Below are 20,806 nucleotides of genomic sequence, written 5' to 3'. Positions count from 1 at the left end.
CCGCCGCCGGGCCGGGGCGGGGCGGCGCCTCCGTCCTCCCGCCGACGGCCGGGGGCGCCCCCGGCGGCCCGCCCCTGATCGCGGACGGCCGGGCACGGCTCGACGTCACCCTGACCGACCCCGCCGACAGCGCGGCGGCCGAACGTACCGTGACCGCGCTGCGGGAGGCCGTCCACGCGGTGCCCGACGCCGACGCGCTGGTGGGCGGGGTCACCGCCCAGCGGATCGACACCCAGCGGACGGCGGCGGCCGACCGCGCCCTGATCGTGCCGGTCGTCCTGGCGATCATCCTGGTCATCCTGACGGCACTGCTGCGCTCACTGCTGATGCCGCTGCTCCTGGTCGCGACGGTCGCGCTGAACTTCTTCGCCACGCTCGGGGTCGCGTCCCTGGTCTTCACCCACCTTCTGGGCTTCACCGGCACGGACGCCTCGGTGCCGCTGTACGGATTCGTCTTCCTGGTGGCGCTCGGGGTGGACTACAACATCTTCCTGATGTCCCGCGTCCGGGAGGAGTCGATCCGCCTCGGCACCCGGGAGGGCCTGCGCCAGGGGCTGGTGGCGACCGGCGGGGTGATCACGTCGGCCGGGGTGGTCCTGGCGGCGACGTTCGCGGCGCTGGGGGTGATCCCGCTGGCGTTCCTGATCCAGATCGCCTTCATCGTGGCGTTCGGCGTTCTCCTGGACACCCTGGTGGTCCGCTCCCTGCTGGTCCCGGCCCTGGTACGGAGTCTGGGCGAGCGCGCCTGGTGGCCGGGTGGTCCGGCCGGATTCCGACGCCATGAGCCGTCCGCGCCGTCTGAACCGTCCGACGTCCGCGCCGTCTGAACCGTCTTGAGTCGTCCGTGCCGTCCGTGCCAGGGCCTGCCGGGTGTCCGGTCGCGGGGGTGGCCGGGGAGCGGCGAACCGTCGGGTGGGCACGGTATGCCCGTCCACCGCTCCGGCGTGACGTGCGCCCCGCCGGTAGCCGCCCCGGTACGGGGAAACCCGCGCGGTGGATCTGCGGGCCCCCACCACGCGCGGGGCCGTCGGCCCGGTGAACTCCCCGCACGCCTGGCCTCATTGACCCGCCGCTCTCCTCGACCTAGCCTCCATTCCCGTACGGGAACGCTGTCCATGTACGGGAACGGTCATCGTCCGTGGCGGCATGGCTCGACGCACCGCCTCCGGCCTCCACCCCCAGGAAGTGACGCGGATGAGACAGCAGCCGACCATCACCGCCTTCGCCGTCTACCCCGTCGCCGGACGCGACGGCATGGAGCTGAACCTCTCCGGGGCGCACGGTCCCTACTTCACCCGCAACGTCGTGGTTCTCACCGACTCCGAAGGGCGGACGGGACTGGGCGAGGTGCCCGGCGGAGAGGGGATCACCCGGACGCTGCGGGAGGCGGAGCGCCTCGTCGTCGGAGCGGGGGTGGGTGACTACCGGCGGGTGTTACGGGAGATGGGGGCCCGCTTCGCCGCGCGCGACGCCACCGGGCGCGGTGCGCAGACCTTCGATCTGCGCACCACGGTGCACGCCGTCACGGCGGTCGAGTCGGCCCTGCTCGATCTGCTCGGACAGCACCTCGGCCTGCCCGTGGCGGCCCTGCTGGGCGATGGCCAGCAGCGCGACTCGGTCCGGGTGCTGGGATACCTCTTCTATGTCGGTGATCCCGACCGTACCGATCTGGAGTACGTACGCGAACCCGGCGCCGAGGTGCCGTGGTACCGGATCCGGCACGAGGAGGCCCTGACGCCGGAGGCGATCGTCCGTCAGGCCGAGGCCGGTCACGCGCTGTACGGCTTCGAGGACTTTAAGCTCAAGGGCGGTGTGCTGCACGGGCGCGAGGAGGTGGCGGCGGTCCGGGCGCTCAAGGAGCGCTTCCCCCGGGCGCGGATCAGTCTGGATCCCAACGGCGCCTGGTCGCTGCGCGAAGCGGTCGGGCTGTGCGCTCCGCTCGTCGGTACGCTCGCCTACGCCGAGGACCCGTGTGGCGCCGAGGACGGGTACTCCGGACGGGAGGTCCTGGCCGAGTTCCGGCGCGCCACCGGCCTGCCGACCGCCACCAATATGATCGCCACGGACTGGCGTCAGCTGACCCACGCCCTCGCGCTCCACTCCGTCTCCATTCCCCTCGCCGACCCGCACTTCTGGACCATGCGGGGCTCGGTCCGGGTGGCCCAGCTCTGTGACGCGATGGGTCTGACCTGGGGCTGTCACTCCAACAACCACTTCGACATATCGCTGGCGATGATGACCCACTGCGGAGCCGCCGCCCCCGGCGCGTACAACGCCCTGGACACCCACTGGATCTGGCAGGAGGGCCTGGAGCGGCTGACCACGCGGCCACCGCGCATCGTCCACGGTGAGATCGCCGTACCCGCCGCCGCCGGCCTCGGCGTCACGCTGGACCGGGACCGGCTCCGCGCGGCGCATGAGCTGTACCGGGAGAAGAGGCTCGGGGCCCGCGATGACGCCGTCGGGATGCGGTATCTCGTCCCCGGGTGGACATTCGACCCGAAACGGCCGTGTCTGGTCCGGTGAGAGGGTCCGTGGCAGAGACGGGGACGGCGCGACCAGTCACCGGGGGAGCGGTCCGCGAGGAGTCCAGTGCGGGCACCCTGCGTACGTTCGAGTGGTCTACGGGAAGCCGGGCCCCGGAGAGATGACGGTACGGCGGCCGCGTCGTTACCTTGACCGCCGTATCCCATATCGCGATGAATGGTGCTCCATGCGAAGAATGTGGATGTGGGTCGGGGCGGTACTGGCGCTCGCCGTCGGCGTGGTCGTCTGGGCCGTCCTGGCACACGGGAACCCGACGGCGGACAGCACCGCGTTCGACGACGTGAAGAACCGGCGGCTCCGGGCGAACGCCCTGCTGGAGTCCGGACTGACACACTTCCGCCACCAGGAGATCGCCCAGGCGCAGACCGCCTTCGAACATGTCCTGGTCCTGGACCCCGAGAACAAGGTCGCCTGGTTCAACCTCGGTTCCCTCGCCCAGGGCCGGGGCCACCGGGCGGACGCCCTCCAGTCCTACGACGCAGCCCTGAAGGCCGACCCGTCGTACACCTCCGCCCTCTTCAACAAGGCACTGCTGCTGGAGACGAGCGACCCGGACGCGGCGCTCGCGCTCCTGCGCAGGGCCGTCGCCGCCGACCCGAAGGCATCCACCGCCTACTTCCACATCGGCCAGGTGCTGGCCCGCCAGAGCCGGGACGCACCGGCACGGGACGCCTACCGCCGGGCCGTCGCGCTCGACCCCTCCCTGCGCCCCCATGTGCCGGAGCCCTTCCGGGAGCCGGGTGGCCCCAGCGCCTCTGGCGAGAGCACGGATGAGAACACGGGCGAGAGCACCGCCGCGAACCCGGATGAGAGCACGGGCGAGAGCACCGCAGCGAACACAGATGAGAGCACGGGCGAGAGCACCGGTGCGAGCACCGAAGCCGTCGCGCCCCACGAGACCTCGGACAGGTAGCCCCAGATGACGCCGACCACGACACCCACGTTCTCCATCTTCACCCCGAGCCACCGACCGCGATTCCTGGACGAATGCCTGGAGACACTGCGCGCGCAGTCCCGTACGGACTGGGAGTGGATCGTCCTCCTCAACAACGGCGCCCGGTGGCGGCCCGAGCGGCCCGACGAGCGGGTCCGGGTGGAGATCGCCGACGAGATCCGGGGCGTCGGCGCGGCCAAGCGCCGGGCCTGCGAACTCGCCCGGGGCGAGATCCTGGTGGAACTCGACCATGACGATCTGCTGGCCTCCGACTGTCTGGCCGAACTGGGGAAGGCGTTCGACGAGAACCCGGAGTGCGTCTTCGCCTACAGCAACACCGCCCAGATCACCGAGGACGGCGGGCGGGACGACACCCGCTTCAACGAGGAGCACGGCTGGCGGTACGAGGAGGTCCTCGTCGACGGCAGACAGCTGCTGGCCGCCAGGACCATGGCACCGACACCGCACAACGTCGCGTACATCTGGTACGCGCCGAACCATGTGCGCGCCTTCCGCAAGGACGCCTACACGGAGGTCGGCGGCTACGACGCCACCCGGGCCGTCCTGGACGACCAGGACCTGATGTGCCGGCTGTTCCAGGTGGGCGACTTCCACCACATCGAACGCTGTCTCTACCTCCAGCGCATGCACACGGCGAACACCCAGCGCGACGCGGAGGTCAACGCGCATATCCAGCGGGAGACGGTCGCGCTCTACGACAAGTACATCGAGGCCAACGCCCTGGCCTGGAGCAGGCGCCGCGGGCTGCTCGCGCTGGACCTCGGCGCGGCCCACCGCAAGCCCCCGGGCTATCTGGGCGTGGACCAGCACCCGGGGGAGGGCGTCGACATCGTCGCGACGCTGCCCGACCGGCTGGACCTGCCGGACGGCTCGGTCGGACTGATCCGCGCGGTCGACTTCCTGGAGCACGTCCCCGCGAAAGTGCCGCTGATCAACGAGCTGTACCGGCTGCTGGCACCCGGCGGAATGCTGCTGACCACGACACCCAGCTCGGACGGGCGCGGGGCCTACCAGGACCCCACGCATGTCGCGTTCTACAACGAGAACTCCTTCTGGTACTACACCGACGACCAGTACCGGGCCTTCGTGCCCGAGATCGAGGCGCGCTTTCAGAGCTCCCGTCTCGTGACGTACTTCCCGACGGAGTGGCACTCCTCGAACCGGATCTCCTACGTGGTGGCCAACCTGATCGCCATGAAGGAGGGCGCGACCCGCTGCGGCGGACCGCTGCTGGTCTGAGGCCGCGCCCCGGCTCGTACCGCGCTCGTCACCCCGTCACGAGGGTCGCGTACCGCGCTCTCATCCCGTCACGAGGGTCGCGTACCGCGCTCTCATCCCGTCACGAGGGCGGGGCCGCGGCACGGGCGGCGGCGGCCGGTTCCGCGAACGGAGGGGTACGCAGGGCCGCCGCCAGCTGGACCCGCCAGTCCGGCTGGCGGCGGACCCCGGCGCGTGTCCACCGGCCGTGTCCCAGCACTCCGTACGCCGGCCGGACGGCGGGGCGGGGGAAGGCGGCCGAGCCGACCGGGCGCAGGCGCTCGGGATCGAGCCCGGTCAGCCGGTACACCTCCCGGGCCAGCCCGTACCACGTCGTGTGCCCCGCCGCGGTGCCGTGGTAGACACCCGCCGGGGCCCGCCCCGCCAGCGCGGCCCGGCCGAGCGGGACCAGCTGCCGGGCGAGCGCCACCGACCAGGTGGGCTGGCCGTACTGGTCCGCGACCACGTCGACGCTCGCTCTGCGGCGGGCGAGTCCGAGCATGGTGGCCACGAAGTTGTGCCCGTGCCCGCCGTAGAGCCAGGCGGTGCGGACGCTGTAGCCGGTGTGCGGCAGCAGTTCGGCCACCGCGCGCTCCCCCAGCAGTTTGCCCCGGCCATACGCGTTGAGCGGCCCGGTCGGCGCGTCCTCGCCATACGGGCGGCGGCCGTCCCCGGGGAGGACGTAGTCGGTGGAGACATGGAGCAGGACCGCCCCCGTCGCGGCGCAGGCACGGGCGAGATGACGTACGCCGGTGCCGTTGACGGCGGTCGCCGAAGCCTCGTCCCGCTCGGCGCCGTCCACATCCGTCCAGGCGGCGCAGTTGACGACCACCCGGTGGGCGGCGACGGCGGAGCGCACGGCCCCCGGGTCGGTGATGTCGAGTTCACCATGGGTCAGCCCGGTCACCTCGGTGCCCGGGACGGCGGCGAGTTCGGCCAGCACATCCCGGCCGAGCATCCCGCCCGCGCCGGTCACCAGCCATGCCGTGCGCGCGGTCGTCGCGCCACCTCTCAGGAGGGGACGCATGTCGTTTCCGGGGCCGTGGACCGCAGCCCGCGCCGGTAGGCGACGCACTCCTGGTGGACGGGGAGCAGGCCCCGTAGCTCGGCCTCCGCCAGGGTGGGCGCGGTGGCGTCCTTGTCGGAGAGTTCGAGCGTGAGATCGCCGGGCCAGTCGATCGCCAGCCGTGGATCGAGCGGATGGATACCGAACTCGCGCCGCGGTCTGTACTGCTCGGAGCAGAGGTAGACCACGACGGAGTCCTCCTCCAGCGCCAGGAAGGCATGGCCGAGTCCCTCCGAGAGGTAGACGGACCGGTGCTCCCGGTCATCGAGGCGCACCGCCTCCCAGGTGCCGAAGGTGGGGGAGCCGGTGCGGACATCCACCACCACGTCGAGCACCGCCCCGCTGACGCACGTCACGTACTTGGCCTGCCCGGGCGGCACGGCGGCGTAGTGGATGCCCCTCAGGACACCGCGCCCGGACCGGGAGTAGTTCGCCTGCTCCAGCCGGAGCGGATGGCCGGTCAGCTCATGGAACCGATCGGCCTTGAACCACTCATGGAAACGTCCCCTCCGGTCCGCGAACACCCGTGGACTGTCCACCCACGCGCCCTCGATACCCAGCGGTCTCACCTGAAGCGTTCCTTCCGTCTCCGCCCGCTCGTGCGGTCCGTTCCCCAGCCCCCGCCGTCAGAAGGCCGCCACCGGCCGCGTCCGTGCCCGGTCGGCCTGCGGCGCTACGGTGGCACAGGGCCCGCCATGGTCCAGCAGCTCCAGCAGATACCGCCCATAGCCACTGGCGAGCAGCGGACGGGCCAGCGCGCGGAGCTGGTCGTCATCGATGAGGCCGACCCGCCAGGCCGCCTCCTCCACACAGCCGATCTTGAGGCCCTGCCGCTCCTCGACCACCCGGACGAACTCCGACGCCTGGACCATGGAGGCGAAGGTCCCCGTATCCAGCCAGGCGGTACCCCGGTCCAGCCGGGTGACACGGAGCTCACCGGCCTCCAGATAGGCCCGGTTGAGGTCGGTGATCTCCAGCTCACCCCGGGCACTGGGACGGAGCCCGCGCGCGATCTCCACGACGCGCTGGTCGTAGAAGTACAGCCCGGGCACGGCGTACCGGGACCTGGGGCGGGCGGGCTTCTCCTCGATGGACAGCGCCCTGCCGTGGTCGTCGAACTCGACCACGCCATAGGCCGAGGGGTTCGCGACCTGGTACGCCAGGACATGGCCGCCGCACGTCCGGTCCTCCCGCGCCAGCCGGGCACTCAGCCCCGAGCCGTGGAAGATGTTGTCACCGAGGATGAGCGCGACGGATTCGTCCCCGATGAAGTCGGCGCCCAGCAGAAACGACTGGGCGATTCCCTCCGGGCGTGCCTGCGTCACATAGTCGATGCGCAGACCGAGCTGGCTGCCGTCGCCGAGCAGCGAGCGGAACTGCTCCTGGTGTTCCGGGGCCGTGATGACGAGGATGTCGCGCACCCGCGCCAGCACCAGCGTGGAGAGCGGATAGTAGATCATCGGCTTGTCGAACACCGGAAGAAGCTGTTTGGAAACGGAACGGGTCAGTGGCCAGAGCCGTGATCCGGTGCCACCGGCCAGGAGAATTCCGCGCATGGGCAGTCAGGGGTGCGGCGCCTTCCCGGGCCCGTCCCCGCCCCCTTTCCTTCCGCGTGTGGGCCTTTCGCTCGTACGGCCCACCGATGACCTACTCGACCGGGCACACCACCCCCGTATGGCGGGTTTCACCCGACGGAGGCCATGGGCCGCACCCGGGGAGGGCCCTTCCTCCCTCACCGTGACCGCAGTATTCCGACACGTGGTGGGGCCCGCGGGCGCTCGACCCGCCGGGATCGCCGTCACGTCACCGCTTTGCGTCTTCAATCGGGTGATGTTCCCCCTCGATCGTGAGCCGTGCGCCCGCGCGTGTCCCCGGCCCGCCGAATATGACTCGATTCATCGTTCTGTGTGAACGTCGCACAAATGGGCCGTCAGGTTCAACGGCTGCCCTCTGGGGTGGCTGCCCGGGGTTATGTGATCGCCTCTCATCTGATGGCCACGGCTCGTCTCCTCCATTTCTTCGTGAAGGGAATTCTGGTGAACCGTAGAACCATCCGCCGTAACCGGGTGAGGGTCATCACCTCGGTGTCGGCGGGCACCTTGGCCGCCATCCTCAATGTCGTGCCGACCGGATTGGCCGTCGCCGACGCTGTTGAGCGCTCGGGTGCCGGGCACAGTCTGGGCCTGCCGGGGCCGAACGGCGCCACGACGGCGAACGGACAGGACCACGAACCCGCCCGACAGGGCGAACGCGGCCTCCAAGGCCCCGAGAAGAAGGGCCCACAGGGTCCACGGGGCCCGCAGGGCCCGCAGGGCGTTCCCGGTCCCCAGGGCCCCCAGGGCGCCACCGGCGCCACCGGACCTCAGGGGGCGCAAGGCGCCGACGGTACGGACGGGGCACGGGGACCCCAGGGCGCCACCGGATCTCAGGGCACCCAGGGCACCCAGGGCGCTGACGGTGCGCAGGGGGCCAGGGGTCCGCAGGGCACCCAGGGCACGCAGGGCAATGACGGTGCTGACGGTGCGCAGGGAGCCAGGGGTCCGCAGGGCACCCAGGGCACGCAGGGTACCCAGGGCAATGACGGCGCGGATGGCGCGCAGGGGGCCAGGGGTCCACAGGGCACCCAGGGCACGCAGGGCGCTGACGGCGCTGACGGCGCCCAGGGCACTCAGGGATCGCAGGGCGCGACGGGTGCGCAGGGCGCGAACGGCACGCAGGGAACCCAGGGCACCCAGGGCGCGACCGGTGCGCAGGGCGCCAACGGTGCCCAGGGCACTCAGGGATCGCAAGGCACACCGGGCACGCAGGGTGCGACGGGTCCGCAGGGTACCCAGGGTGCGACGGGTGCGCAGGGTGCGAACGGCACGCAGGGAACCCAGGGAACCCAGGGCACGCAAGGAACTCAGGGAACCCAGGGCACCGCGGGCACGCAGGGTGCGACCGGGGCCCAGGGTCCGCAGGGTACCCAGGGCGCGACGGGTGCGCAGGGTGCGAACGGCACGCAGGGAACCCAGGGCACGCAAGGCACGCAAGGAACTCCAGGCACCCAGGGTGCGACCGGTGCCCAAGGGACCCAGGGCACGCAGGGTACGCAAGGCACCCAGGGCGCCACCGGACCTCAGGGGCCGCAGGGCCCGGCGACGCTGAACACCTATGTCATCAGGGGCCCCCAGGCCATCCCGGCGCTCATCGGCGTGGGTGTGACGTCGACAGCCAACTGCCTGGCCGGTGACCTGGCCACCGGCGGCGGCTTCGACACCTTCGGGCTCCTCAGCGCGATCAACGTCATTGAGAACGCGCCGATCCCCAAGAGCGCCGGCACGCAGGGCGTGGCCGCTACCGGATGGCAGACCCAGGCGTCCGTCACGGTTCTCGGCGGGGGATTCCAGTCCTATGTGGTCTGCGTCAACCCGTAGTCCCGGCCGATCGGCGCGTCGCCCCGCGGCACCAGTCGCTCGTTGGTGACCAGTGAGGCGCGAGCCAGCTGATCGATGTGGTGGAGCCGCCTCCGACGGCTCCACCACATCAGCCTCCGCCTACGTGGCGGGTGTTCCGGACCCGGGGGAGCGCGGCCGGTCGGGACCGGCCCCGGCGAACCGGCCGGACGGCCCGAGCCGCCCGAGCGCCGCCCGTATGTCAGTCCGCGAGCGCGCGGGCCAGTTCCGTACGGAGGTGCCCGTACAGCGGGGCCAGCCGCAGCAGGCCCGATGCCAGGGCGTGGTCGTCCCCGGTGACCAGCGGATACTGCAGGCCGCCGAGGACGCGGGCCTGGTCGGCGGCGACAGCCGCCGCGTCGGCCAGGCCCAGCCGCGTCAGGCACCCGGACGCGTCCGCGAGGCGCCGCGCCCCGACCCGTACCGCGAACACCTCCAGGAACGAGCGCAGGTGCGGGGCGAGTCCCTGGCGCACCCGCTCGGCCAGAGCGCGGGCCGCCTCGGCGCCGTGGACCGAGCCCGCCGGGCCGCGGCCCGTGCCATCCAGCCAGGCGACGGCCCGCGGCAGCATGGCGCGTAGCGCGTCCCGTTCGTCGACGACGTGGTCCCGGGTGAAAGAGTGGCGCATGATGTACGGCTCGTCGGTGTACGGGACCGACTCGGCCCGCCACGCCGCCAGGAACGCCGGGACGGGCAACGTCGCGAACGGGTGCCCGTGCGGGTCGTGCAGCACCACCGTGTCGTCGCTGACCTCGACCACCACCACATAGTGGTCCGCCGCGTCCGTGTCGTCGCCGGACCGTGGCCACGGGGTCCCCGGCTGGTAGAGCAGCAACCCCATGTCCACCGGCCCCACCACCACCGGGCCGGGCGCGGCGGCCTTCCGCAGACGGTCCAGCGCCTGCTCCGCCGTACCGCCCGCGTCCCGCGCGCACTCCCAGCCCAGCAGGCCCAGCGCGGCGTCGATCCCGGCCTCCGGATCCCAGCCCAGCGGATCGAACAACGGCAGTGTCCCACCCAGCAGGTGCATCCCGAACGGAGACCCGGTCAGTGTCTCGATCACCGCGGGCGCGGGCGCCGCGCTCCCCATCGCCATCGCCATCGCATGGGTGTAGCAGTACGGACCAGAACCCGAGTAGGTGAACATGAAGGGCACATCCTTCCCTCAGTACAGGCTTCGTGACGCACCCCAGCAGAGACCTTGACACGGGCGGAAGGTCAAGCCGCCCGGGGCGGAGCCCCCGTCGCTCCGGGTCCTGGGAGCCCTGCGCCGAGGGGGACGAGACGTCCGCTGGAGGGGATCGAGCTCCCCACCCATCCCCGGGAACCCGCTTCCCGCGCCGCCACCGGGGGAAGGAACCACCCGGCACGGCCCCGTCGCACCGCCTTGTGACCGGTGGGCGCGGGCCGTCCGCCAGGGCGGAGAGGCCGGGTGCGCGGAGACCCGGCGGGGCTGCGGGAAGAGGGAGGTGCCGCTCATGGGTGGCGAGTCCGGTGAGCTCCATGAAGCCGGTGAACCAGCCGAAGCCGGACCGGATCAGGCGTCGGATCAGGCATGGGATCAGGCGTCGGATCAGGGATCAGGCCAGGCATCGGATCAGGGGTACGGATGCCGCAGGATCGAGCGCGGCGGGCCGACGGCGGAATGTCCCGTCGCGCGGGGCGAGGACGGGGTGTGGGAGGTACGGGGGTACGGCGAGGCGCGTGCCGTACTGCGCAGCACATCGACCGTCCAGGCCGGGCTCGGGATCGAGACGGTGTCGAGACTGCCGAAGCGCATCCGGCGGCCGGTTCTCTACCGGGACGGTCCCGAGCATCGCGAACACCGCCGCCAGACCGCGCGGTTCTTCACCCCACGCCGCGTCGACGAGCACTACCGCGAGGTCATGATCCGTGTCGCGCGGGCCCGGATCGACCGGCTCCGGGCCGACGGCCGGGCCCGGCTCTCCGATCTCAGCTTCGATCTCGCGATCGAGGTGGCCTGCGCCGTCATCGGTCTGACGGAGAGCAGGCCCGGCATCAAGGAACGGCTGGAGCGCTTCTTCCCGGAACGGTTCGGCACACCGGGACTGACCAGTCCATCCGGTCTCTACTGGACCCTGCGGCAGAACACCAACTGGCTGCGGGTGTACGCCGGGGATGTGCGCCCGGCCGTACGGGCCCGCCGCCGCGCCCCACGGGACGATCTCATCTCCCACCTCATCGCCGACGGCTGCTCCTCCGCGGAGATCCTCGGCGAGTGCCTGACGTTCGCGGCGGCGGGCATGGTCACCACTCGCGAGTTCATCAGCGCGGCGGCCTGGCATCTCTTCTCCGATGCCGAGTTGCTGGCGCACTACCGGGCGGCGGAGGAGCCGGACAGGCTCGCGGTGCTCGGCGAGATCCTGCGGCTCGAACCGGTCGTGGGCCGCCTCAGCCGCCGCGCCACCGCACCGATCGACCTGCCCGGCGCCGACGGCGGCACACTCACCGTCCCGGCGGGTGACCGGATCGACATCCTCGTCGATCACGCCAACATCGACGAACGGACCGTGGGGCCACGACCGCGGCGGCTGCGCCCGGGGCGCGCCATGAAGGACGCCGCGGTACCGGGGCTGGCTTTCGGAGACGGTCCGCACAAGTGCCCGGGGCTGCATATCGCGCTTCTGGAGACGGATGTCTTCCTCAGCCGACTGTGCGCCCTCCCCGGAGTGCGGATGGTGAGCCCGCCGACCATCGGCTTCATCGACGCCATCGGCAGCTACGAACTGCGGAACTGTGTGCTGGAGGTGAGTACGGGGGCCTGAGAGCCACCCGTCCCCGCACTCCGGGACAGGAGACCGGGCACGGAGCCGCCGAGACGGTTGCCCGTCCCGGGACCGGACCGGCCACGGCCGCCTGCGGCCCTGGTTCCGCTGTCACGGTCACGGTCGCTGATGAGCGTGGCGGCCGGAGTCAGGGCGCGCACCCGGCGAGCCGGGCGCGCACCGGGCACCGACACGACGGCGCGTCGGCGGCGGGCGGTGCGATCCGGCGACGGTATGGGCCCCGGTCACGAGAACTGAACTCGGCCGGGGCCCACACCCTGCCCGTGGCTACTTACCGCTCCACGCGTACAGACCCCGGTCCGGCCTGCTCGCGAGGTCGCCCTTGCGGAGCGTCTCCAGGGTGTTGCGCACACCCTGGAGCTGGACCTTGTCCGGGTTGAGGAGGCCGATCGCCTCCGCGACCTGACGGGCGGTCATCGGCTCACCCGACGCCTGCAACACGGCGGTGACCTTGCTGCGCTGTGTGTCGGTCCGCTGCGCGGGCACGGCCTGCTTCGCCGCCGTGCTCGACGTGACGGCCGCGCTCGGCTTGCTCGTCGCGCTCGGCTTGCCCGCCGGGCTCGGCTTGTTCGTCGTGCTCGTCGCGCTTGACTTGCTCGGCGACTTCGCCGGGCTCGTCGTGCGCGACGCGGGCTTGCGGGCGGGCGTCGTGGCGGTGGCCTTCTTCTCCGCCGCCGCCTCCTTCTTCGCCCGCGGCTTGCGAACACCCTTGGCCTTCGGGGTGCTCTTGACCCGCTCGCCGGTCGCCACCGCTTCGCCCGGCTGGGCGGCGGGGGCGGGCTCCGCCACGGTGCCGGGGTCCGTCACGGGTTCGGCCGCCGTGGTCCCGGTCTCGTGCTCCGGCGCCGACTCGGCGGCGGCGATGGCGTCGTCCGCGCGGGTCGGCGCGGGGACGGCGGGCTCCCGCGGTACGGAGACGGTCGGCTCCACGGGGGCGGACCGTCCGAAGACCACCGCCAGAGCCCGCCGCGCGCCTTCGATGTCGGTCAGCTTCCGGCGCTGGTCATCGAGCTGGGCCTGAAGGCCCTCGATGGCGACTTCCAGGTTCTTGATCGACTGGAGGTGCTTGGCCTCCTCCGCGTCCAGGCAGGCGAATACTTCGTCACGGCCCATATGAGTCTCCGGTTTCGGGTGAGATAGGAATGAAAACCCACGTTATACCGCCGAGAGCCCACCTTTGACAGGCTCCTGGTGCCGCTCCGGGTCCGAGGGGCGGGCGAACGCGGCAGGGGACTCCCCGTTCGCGCCCGCCGCCCGCGCGGAGGCGGCCGCGGTTCGGCGCGGCGATCCCGTGTACGGAAGGGGGCTCACCGGCCTGATGAGGCAGCGTGAACGGGTGGAAGCCGTACGTGGGACACCGTTGGACGACCTCGTCGCGTGGCGGGGTGAACTCGCCGTGCTCGTACGGGCGGTCCGCCCGAACACACCAGGCGAAGGGGTTGTCCTCGCCCGGAGCCATGCCGCGGCGGCCGTCATGAAAGCGATCAGCGGCCAGGCGCGTCCCGATCAGCTCACCGAACCGCTGGGAGCGGGAAGGGCCCCGGTCGGGGATCGTCGGCCAGGCATCATCGGTCAGGGATCGTCGGTGATCAGGACCCGTGCCATGGCGGCGGTTGCGAGCAGGCCGATCCCGGTGACCAGGAAGACGCCGCCGGTGCCGATGCCCGCCGTGAACACGCTGAGGACGGCCGGGACCAGGGACTGGCCGACGCGGTTGCCGCTGAGGCGCAGCGCGAGCCAGGTCGAGGTGGTTCCGGCCGGGGCGGCGGTGGTCACGATCGTCATCGACAGTGGCTGGCCTATCCCGAGGGCGAACCCGGCGATGGCGAGCAGGACTCCCACGACCCAGACCGGAAGGGGAGCGGCGAGCGCGGCCACGGCCACACCCGCCACGAGGGTGGAGACGAAGGAGAGCCGGGGCCGTCCGAGCCGGGTGGTCAGACGGGCCAGGCCCAGCCGCGAGGCCATCGTCGCGGCCGCGCGTACGGAGAGCAGGACGCCGACGGTCGCCGAGGAGATCTCCCGCTCCACACCCAGCGCGGGGAGATAGACCTGGATCAGGTCGACCGCGGCGAGAACGAGCATGCTGAGCAGCAACGCGCCGGTCATGGTGCGCCGGGTCGCCGGGGGGACCCGCAGTGCCGAGCGCAGGGAGTCCCCCTGGGCGGGCGGCGGGTCCGGGTTCCCCGGCGACGGGAGCAGGAAGGTCACGGCGAGCAGACCGGCGCAGGTGGTCGTGTAGATCGCGAAGAGGAGGCCGGTGTCCGGGAGGACCGCGCTTCCGCCGACGACCGCCAGCACCAGCGGGGCGGCCGCCTGCCCCAGCGATCCCACGAAGGTGTAGGTGCCGAAGGCGGAGTCGAGCCGCTCCCGCCCGAGCCGGGCCACCAGTGTCTGCTGGCCGACGATCGCGAGGAGGTGCCCCAGACCGATCACCGCGTTCCAGACCAGCAGACTGGTCAGGCTCCGCGACCACAGATGGACACCCAGCCCCGCCCCGGTCATCAGCACACCGCCGATGACCAGGCTCCGTGTCACGTTGCCCCGGTCGTTCCAGCGGCCTATGGAGAGGGCCACCACGAGCGGCAGAAGCGCGAAGCTCGCGGCGATGAGTCCCACCATCCGGGGGTCCACACCGAGCTCGATGGCACGGTAGGCGGACGTGGGCCGGACGACATAGGCGGCTAGCTGGAGCAGGAAGGCGTGGCACAGAAGGGCTGCGGTGGCTCTCAACGGTCCGAGGACCCCTGAACGGCCGGAGCCTTCTCCTCAGGTACCGCGACGGTGGGGATCCGCCGTCGCGCGGACCGGCGGAGGAGGAACCCGCCGAACAGAACGGCCGCGAGGGTGAGGTACACGATGATCGTGAACGGCGTCGACACCAGGGCGGTGACATCACCGCCCGCGATGTCCAGCGACCGGCGCAGCTGCACCTCGGCGAGCGGGCCCAGGATCGCTCCCACGATCATGGGTGAGACGGGGAACCCGAAGCGGCGCATCAGATACCCGGCGAGGCCGAAGAAGAGCAGCACACCCACGTCGAAGGCGCTGCCGTTCACCGCGTACGTGCCGAGCAGGGCGAACATCATGATGCCCGCGAAGAGGTAGGGCTTGGGGATCTTGAGGATCTTCACCCAGAGGCCGATGAGCGGCAGGTTCAGCCCGAGCAGGATGACGTTGGCGATCAGCAGGCTGGCGATGAGTCCCCAGACCAGCGCCGACTGGGTGTCCAGCAGCTGAGGGCCGGGCTGGATACCGTACTGCTGGAAGGCGACGAGGATCACGGCCGCCGTGGCGGAGGTGGGGATGCCGAGGGTCAGCAGGGGCACCAGGGTGCCAGCGGCGTTGGCGTTGTTCGCGGCCTCCGGCCCGGCCACTCCCTCGATCGCGCCGTTCCCGAACTCCTGTGGACGCTTGGAGAGCTTGCGCTCCAGGGTGTAGGAGAGGAACGTCGGTATCTCGGAGCCGCCCGCGGGGATCACCCCGAGCGGGAAGCCGATGGAGGTGCCGCGCAGCCAGGGGCGCCAGGAGCGCCGCCAGTCCTGGCGGGTCATCCACCGCTCGCCCTTGTTCATCCGCATGACGTCGAAGCCGCTCGACGTCTGGTGCGCCACCACGTACAGCACCTCGCCCATGGCGAAGAGGGCGACGATGAGCACGACCGTGTCGATGCCGTCGAGCAGGGCGACCTCGCCGAAGGTCAGCCGCTGCTGACCGCTCTGGAAGTCGAGCCCGACGAGCCCGACGACCAGGCCGAGTGACATCGAGACCAGTCCGCGCAGCGGCGAGCTGCCGACCAGGGCACTGACCGTGAGGAAGGCGACCACCATGAGCGCGAAGTAGTCCTGGGCGCCCAGCTTGACCGCCACCTCGACCATCCACGGCGCGAAGAAGGCGAGCAGCAGTGTCGCGATGGTGCCCGCGATGAACGACCCGATCGCGGCGGCGGCCAGGGCGGCCGCCCCGCGGCCCCGGCGGGCCATCTTGTTGCCGTCGATCGCGGTGATGACCGAACCGGACTCACCCGGGGTCTTCAGCAGGATCGAGGTGGTGGAGCCGCCGTACATGGCGCCGTAGTAGATGCCCGCGAACATGATGAACGCGCCCGCCGGTTCGAGCCCGTACGTCATGGGCAGGAGCAGTGCGATGGTGAGCGCGGGGCCGATGCCCGGCAGGACGCCGATCAGCGTTCCGACGATGGTGCCGATCAGGGCGAAGAGCAGGTTCTCCGGGGTGATCGCGAGCGAGAGCCCGTGCAGCAGTCCTTCCCAGCCCGACATCAGAGCACTCCTTCCAGCACACCGGCGGCCAGCGTGATGCCGAGGGCCCTGGTGAAGATGAGGTAGACCGCGAGGGAGAGCACGACCGCGATGGCGGCCGACCGCAGGTGGTTGCGGGCCTCGAAGGCCCATGCGGTGAGCCAGAACGCCACCGTGGAGACGATGACGTACCCGAGCGTGTCGACCCCGGCGATGAAGATCAGGGCGGCCGCCACGCAGACGGCGAAGGGCACCCACCGGGTGCGGCGGACATCGACGTCGCCTTCCCCGGCGTCCGCCTCACCGCGTCGGCCGCGCGCCACCTGGACGCCGAGCGCCAGGGAGAGCGCGATGAGCAGGACGCCGACCACGGTCGGCATGAACCCGGCTCCGACGCCCGAAGCGGATTTCGATGTCGACTGCCCCAGGCCGTCGGCCAGGGTGATGATCCCGATGGCGAGGAGTCCGGCGGTCACCGCCCACTCGCCGTAGGCCGGGCGCTGTTTCCCGCCGGTTGGGGCCGGGGCGGGCCCGGGTGCCGTGGGTGTGGTGCTCATGGGGTGTGCCTTTCTCGCGCCGAGGGGGGAAGGCGCGCCGGAAAGGTGGGTGCCCGGGCTGGCCCAGGGCACCCACCGCAGGATCGTGACGCGTATCAGTTCTTGGCGAGACCGAGCTCGTCAAGGACTCCCTTGACCCGGGTGTTCTCCTCCTTCAGCCAGGTCGCGAACTCGTCCCCGGCGAGGAAGTTGTCGTTCCAGGCGTTCTTCTGGAGGGTGTCCTTCCATGCCTGCGAGGCGTTCATCTTCTTGAGCGTGTCGACGTACTGCGCCGTCACCGTCTCGTCCAGGCCGTTCGGAGCCATCATCGAGCGCCAGTTCTGGAACTCCAGGTTCGCGTCGACATCGGCGGCGGTCTGGGCGAACTCGACGCCCTCGACCGGCTTGACCGAGGAGACCAGGAGGCCCTTGAGCTTGCCCTCCTTGATCTGGGCGGAGAACTCGCTCAGGCCGGAGATGCCGGCCTGGACCTTGCCGCCGAGGACCGCTGTGGTCGCCTCGCCGCCGCCGCTGTAGGGCACGTAGTTCACATCGGCGGGCTTCACGCCGAAGTGCTTGGCGAGCAGTCCGATGTAGATGTGGTCGGCGCTGCCCGCCGAGCCGCCCGCGATGGCGACCGACTTCGGGTCCTTCTTGATGGCCGCGAAGAGCGCCTCGACCGAGTCGTAGGGCGAGTTCTTCGGGGTCACGATGACCTCGTACTCACCCATGAGACGGGCGAGCGGGGTGAGGTCGTCGAGCGTGACGCGGGTGCCGTTGTTGATGACACCGCTCACCATGGCCAGGCCGGAGGCGATCCAGAGGTCCTTCTTGCCCTTCTGGGGCGCGACCTGGGCCAGGGCCACCGTGCCCGAGGCACCCGGAACGTTCTTGACCTCCGGGGCCTTCGCGAAGCCGCCGGACCTCAGTACGTCCTGGACGGCACGGGAGGCCTGGTCCCAGCCACTGCCGGGCGCGGCGGGCGCGATGATCTCGATCCGGTTGAGCGGCTGGGGCTTCCCGCCGGCCTTGGCCGAGCCGTCCGAGGAGGTGTTGCTGTTGCACGCCGTGAGGGCGAAAACGGCGGCCACGGCTGCGGCGGCCACACGGGTGATCTTCATGGAGACGTCCCTGTCTCTCCGAGGAGTGCGTTATGGGACACGGAATGTATACACAGGTGGGGGTGGCGACAAGAGTTTGCCGAGATCTACCCCATACCGAGACCTGATAAGCCGTCTGTGTATACACTCCGGCTGTGTCGACTTCTTCTTCCACGGCCGCTGGCCGTGCCTACACACAATTGCGGTCGGAAATCCTCGACGGTGATCTGCCGCCCGGCGCCCCCCTGTTAGAAGTGGAGCAGTCCGAGCGGCTGGGAGTCTCCCGCACCCCCGTCCGCGAGGCCCTGCGTCGCCTCGTCGCCGAGAGCCTGGTGGCGCCGTCGGGCAAGCGCGGTCTCGTGGTCACCCAGATCGATGACGCGGACGTGCGGAGCCTGTTCGAACTGCGGGCCTGTCTGGAGGCGCAGGCCGCCCAACTCGCCGCCGCCCGGGGCGAACCCGCGATCTTCGCGGCCTTCGCCGACGACTTCGAGGGATGGCACGGTGTCTTCCGCGCCCCCGAAGTGCCCGGCACCGAGGTGAGCGAGTACTTCGCCCTCATCCGGCGCTTCGACGAGGCCATCGCCGACGCGACGGACAACACCTTCCTCCTCGACGCGATGGAGACCCTGCGGACCCACGCCGCCCGGGTACGCCGCACGGCCCGCCACTCCCGCACCAGGCTGGAGACATCCGCCTCGGAGCACGCCCTCATCGCCCGGGCCATCGCCCGGCGCGACGCCGCACTCGCCCTCCACGCCACCCATGTGCATCTGCACAACAGCTTCGCGCACTTCCGCCAGTCCTGGCGTCCCACCGAGAAGGACGCCTCCGAGGGACACGGCGGCCCGATCACCAGAACAACGGAGACGCCCCGATGAAGAACCATCTCGTACGCGCCCACCGCAGCGAGGAGAACCTGCCGCGCGAGGACCAACTGGCCTGGCGCATGGCGGAGGTGGCGACGGACCCGGTGGAGGTCACCGAGGCTGTCACCGAGATGATCGTCAACCGTTTCATCGACAACGCGGCGGTGGCCGCCGCCTCCCTCACCCGCTCCGCCCCCTCCTCGGCACGTGACCAGGCCCTGGCGCACGCGCCCAGTGGCTCGGGCGCGGGCGCCGCGCTCTTCGGGCGGGACCCGGGCACGCGCACCAGCCCCGAGTGGGCGGCGTACGCCAACGGGGTCGCCGTCCGCGAACTCGACTACCACGACACCTTCCTCGCCGCGGACTACTCGCACCCCGGCGACAACATCCCCGCGGTCCTCGCCGTCGCGCAGCACACGGGCCGGGACGGCCAGGCGCTGATACGCGGCATCGCGACCGGCTACGAGCTCCAGATCGACCTGGTGCGCGCGATCAGTTTGCACAAGCACAAGATCGACCACATCGCGCACCTCGGCCCGTCGGCCGCCGCGGGCATCGGCACCCTGCTCGACCTGCCCGCCGAGGTGATCCACCAGGCCATCGGCCAGGCACTGCACACCACCACCACGACCCGGCAGTCCCGCAAGGGCGAGATCTCCTCCTGGAAGGCGTACGCCCCCGGGTTCGCCGGCAAGCTCGCGGTCGAGGCCGTGGACCGGGCGATGCGCGGCGAGACCAGCCCGGCCCCGATCTACGAGGGCGAGGACGGCGTCATCGCCTGGCTCCTCGACGGTCCCGAGGGCCGCTACGAGGTGCCGCTGCCCGGCCCGGGGGAGCCCAAGGAGGCGATTCTCCTCAGCTACACCAAGGAGCACTCGGCGGAGTACCAGGCCCAGGCCTGGATCGACCTGGCCAGGAAGCTGCTCGGTGAGCACCCCGAGGTGGCCGACCCCGCCAGGGTGGCGAGCATCGTCGTCCACACCTCGCACCACACGCACCATGTCATCGGCTCGGGCGCGAACGACCCGCAGAAGTACGACCCGTACGCCTCGCGCGAGACCCTCGACCACTCGCTGCCGTACATCCTCGCCGTCGCCCTCCAGGACGGACGCTGGCACCACGTCGACTCCTACGCGCCGGAGCGGGCCCAGCGCCCCGACACCGTCGACCTGTGGTCCAGGATCACCACGGTTGAGGACCCGGTGTGGACCGAGCGCTACCACGCGGGCGGCGCCGACCAGTCCTACGGCGGCCGGATCGTCGTGACCCTCACCGACGGCCGGACCGTCGAGGACGAGATCGCCGTCGCCGACGCGCACCCCGCAGGGGCCCGGCCCTTCGTCCGCGAGAACTACGTCGAGAAGTTCCGCACCCTGGCGACGCCCGTCATCGGGGAAGCGGAGGCGGAACGTTTCCTCACGCTGGTGCTGCGCCTTCCGGAGCTGAGCCCGGACGAGGTCCGGGACCTGACCTTCGTCGCCCGGGCGGGACTGCTGCCGTCCACGGGCCGTCCCGGAATCTTCTGAGAGGAGCCGACGCATGCTCTACACGACACGAACCCACACCGAGAAGCGCCGGGCCTTCCGGGAGCGGCTCGCCTCCGGTGAACTGCTGCGGCTGCCCGGAGCCTTCAACCCCCTCTCGGCGCGGCTGATCGAGCGCCGGGGCTTCGACGGCGTCTATGTGTCGGGGGCCGTGCTCAGCGCCGACCTCGGACTCCCGGACATCGGCCTGACCACGCTCACCGAGGTCGCCGACCGGACCCGGCAGATCACCCGTGTCACCGACCTCCCCACCCTCGCCGACGCCGACACCGGCTTCGGCGAGCCGATGAACGTCGCCCGCACCATCCAGGAGTTCGAGGACTCGGGACTCGCGGGCCTGCACATCGAGGACCAGGTGAACCCGAAGCGCTGCGGCCACCTCGACGGCAAGCAGGTCGTCGACGGCGCGACGGCGGCGCAGCGCATCCGCGC

18 protein-coding genes are annotated in these 20,806 nt (G+C 71.3%); 9 read left to right on the top strand and 9 right to left on the bottom strand.

Features of this window, described 5'->3' with window-relative positions:
• From ACFVIM_RS19425 to ACFVIM_RS19410, 4 genes are all read left to right on the top strand, one after another.
• Window positions 1–827, top strand: an 827-nt coding sequence (locus ACFVIM_RS19425) for an MMPL family transporter (protein WP_384302760.1), incomplete at its 5' end; no start/stop codon positions are given.
• A gap of 367 nt (window positions 828–1,194) precedes the next feature.
• Entirely contained in the window at window positions 1,195–2,526 is a 1,332-nt protein-coding gene (locus tag ACFVIM_RS19420; protein ID WP_384302758.1) for an enolase C-terminal domain-like protein, read from the top strand.
• A gap of 187 nt (window positions 2,527–2,713) precedes the next feature.
• Window positions 2,714–3,460: a tetratricopeptide repeat protein gene (locus tag ACFVIM_RS19415; protein ID WP_384302756.1), complete on the top strand. Its 747-nt coding sequence runs from the start codon at window positions 2,714–2,716 to the stop codon at window positions 3,458–3,460.
• Window positions 3,461–3,466: 6 nt separating this feature from the next.
• Complete coding sequence (locus ACFVIM_RS19410; protein ID WP_384302754.1) at window positions 3,467–4,741, top strand: glycosyltransferase; 1,275 nt, start codon at window positions 3,467–3,469, stop codon at window positions 4,739–4,741.
• Window positions 4,742–4,841: 100 nt separating this feature from the next.
• Here the strand turns inward: ACFVIM_RS19410 and rfbD are convergent, their stop codons facing one another.
• The 3 genes from rfbD to rfbA are packed head-to-tail and all read right to left on the bottom strand — an operon-like array spanning window position 4,842 to window position 7,381.
• On the bottom strand, window positions 4,842–5,786 hold the full coding sequence (gene rfbD, locus ACFVIM_RS19405; RefSeq protein ID WP_384302752.1) for a dTDP-4-dehydrorhamnose reductase: 945 nt from the start codon (window positions 5,784–5,786) through the stop codon (window positions 4,842–4,844).
• The gene (gene rfbC, locus ACFVIM_RS19400; protein ID WP_384302750.1) at window positions 5,771–6,394 is read right to left on the bottom strand and encodes a dTDP-4-dehydrorhamnose 3,5-epimerase; all 624 of its coding nucleotides are present in this window, start codon (window positions 6,392–6,394) and stop codon (window positions 5,771–5,773) included. The genes rfbD and rfbC overlap by 16 nt, the downstream gene beginning before the upstream one ends.
• A 57-nt stretch (window positions 6,395–6,451) precedes the next feature.
• Window positions 6,452–7,381 carry a glucose-1-phosphate thymidylyltransferase RfbA gene (rfbA, locus tag ACFVIM_RS19395; protein ID WP_384302748.1) on the bottom strand — a complete coding sequence of 310 codons (930 nt, stop codon included), beginning with the start codon at window positions 7,379–7,381 and terminating at the stop codon, window positions 6,452–6,454.
• 351 nt (window positions 7,382–7,732) lie between these two features.
• On the opposite strand from rfbA, the gene ACFVIM_RS19390 reads away from it, so the two are divergent.
• Window positions 7,733–9,241, top strand: coding sequence for a collagen-like protein (locus tag ACFVIM_RS19390; protein WP_384302746.1), 1,509 nt, complete (start codon window positions 7,733–7,735; stop codon window positions 9,239–9,241).
• 220 nt (window positions 9,242–9,461) lie between these two features.
• On the opposite strand, the gene ACFVIM_RS19385 is transcribed toward ACFVIM_RS19390, so the two are convergent.
• Window positions 9,462–10,406: a hypothetical protein gene (locus ACFVIM_RS19385; RefSeq protein ID WP_384302744.1), complete on the bottom strand. Its 945-nt coding sequence runs from the start codon at window positions 10,404–10,406 to the stop codon at window positions 9,462–9,464.
• 526 nt (window positions 10,407–10,932) lie between these two features.
• On the opposite strand from ACFVIM_RS19385, the gene ACFVIM_RS19380 reads away from it, so the two are divergent.
• Window positions 10,933–12,045, top strand: a complete 1,113-nt coding sequence (locus ACFVIM_RS19380) for a cytochrome P450 (protein WP_384302742.1) — start codon at window positions 10,933–10,935, stop codon at window positions 12,043–12,045.
• 288 nt (window positions 12,046–12,333) lie between these two features.
• Here the strand turns inward: ACFVIM_RS19380 and ACFVIM_RS19375 are convergent, their stop codons facing one another.
• The 5 genes from ACFVIM_RS19375 to ACFVIM_RS19355 form a co-directional block, all read right to left on the bottom strand.
• Window positions 12,334–13,179 (bottom strand): hypothetical protein, encoded by an 846-nt coding sequence (locus ACFVIM_RS19375; RefSeq protein ID WP_384302740.1) that lies wholly within the window; start codon window positions 13,177–13,179, stop codon window positions 12,334–12,336.
• A 459-nt stretch (window positions 13,180–13,638) separates the two neighbouring features.
• Complete coding sequence (locus ACFVIM_RS19370; protein ID WP_384302738.1) at window positions 13,639–14,799, bottom strand: MFS transporter; 1,161 nt, start codon at window positions 14,797–14,799, stop codon at window positions 13,639–13,641.
• Window positions 14,796–16,346 (bottom strand): tripartite tricarboxylate transporter permease, encoded by a 1,551-nt coding sequence (locus ACFVIM_RS19365; RefSeq protein WP_384302736.1) that lies wholly within the window; start codon window positions 16,344–16,346, stop codon window positions 14,796–14,798. Before ACFVIM_RS19365 ends, ACFVIM_RS19370 begins: the two co-directional genes overlap by 4 nt.
• Window positions 16,346–16,882, bottom strand: a complete 537-nt coding sequence (locus ACFVIM_RS19360) for a tripartite tricarboxylate transporter TctB family protein (protein ID WP_384302734.1) — start codon at window positions 16,880–16,882, stop codon at window positions 16,346–16,348. Before ACFVIM_RS19360 ends, ACFVIM_RS19365 begins: the two co-directional genes overlap by 1 nt.
• 95 nt (window positions 16,883–16,977) lie before the next feature.
• The gene (locus tag ACFVIM_RS19355; protein ID WP_384302732.1) at window positions 16,978–17,982 is read right to left on the bottom strand and encodes a Bug family tripartite tricarboxylate transporter substrate binding protein; all 1,005 of its coding nucleotides are present in this window, start codon (window positions 17,980–17,982) and stop codon (window positions 16,978–16,980) included.
• A 134-nt stretch (window positions 17,983–18,116) separates the two neighbouring features.
• Between ACFVIM_RS19355 and ACFVIM_RS19350 the strand changes: the two genes are divergently transcribed.
• The 3 genes from ACFVIM_RS19350 to ACFVIM_RS19340 all read left to right on the top strand — a co-directional run.
• Window positions 18,117–18,842 carry a GntR family transcriptional regulator gene (locus ACFVIM_RS19350; protein WP_384302730.1) on the top strand — a complete coding sequence of 242 codons (726 nt, stop codon included), beginning with the start codon at window positions 18,117–18,119 and terminating at the stop codon, window positions 18,840–18,842.
• Complete coding sequence (locus tag ACFVIM_RS19345; protein WP_384302728.1) at window positions 18,839–20,356, top strand: MmgE/PrpD family protein; 1,518 nt, start codon at window positions 18,839–18,841, stop codon at window positions 20,354–20,356. Before ACFVIM_RS19350 ends, ACFVIM_RS19345 begins: the two co-directional genes overlap by 4 nt.
• Window positions 20,357–20,369: 13 nt before the next feature.
• Window positions 20,370–20,806: oxaloacetate decarboxylase (locus ACFVIM_RS19340; protein ID WP_384302726.1), on the top strand; the 437-nt coding region annotated here is incomplete at its 3' end.

This window comes from Streptomyces sp. NPDC057638, from assembly GCF_042800315.1.
GTDB lineage: Bacteria > Actinomycetota > Actinomycetes > Streptomycetales > Streptomycetaceae > Streptomyces.
The sequence above is the reverse complement of the archived record's forward strand: the minus strand, read 5'-3'. Positions and strand labels throughout refer to the sequence as shown.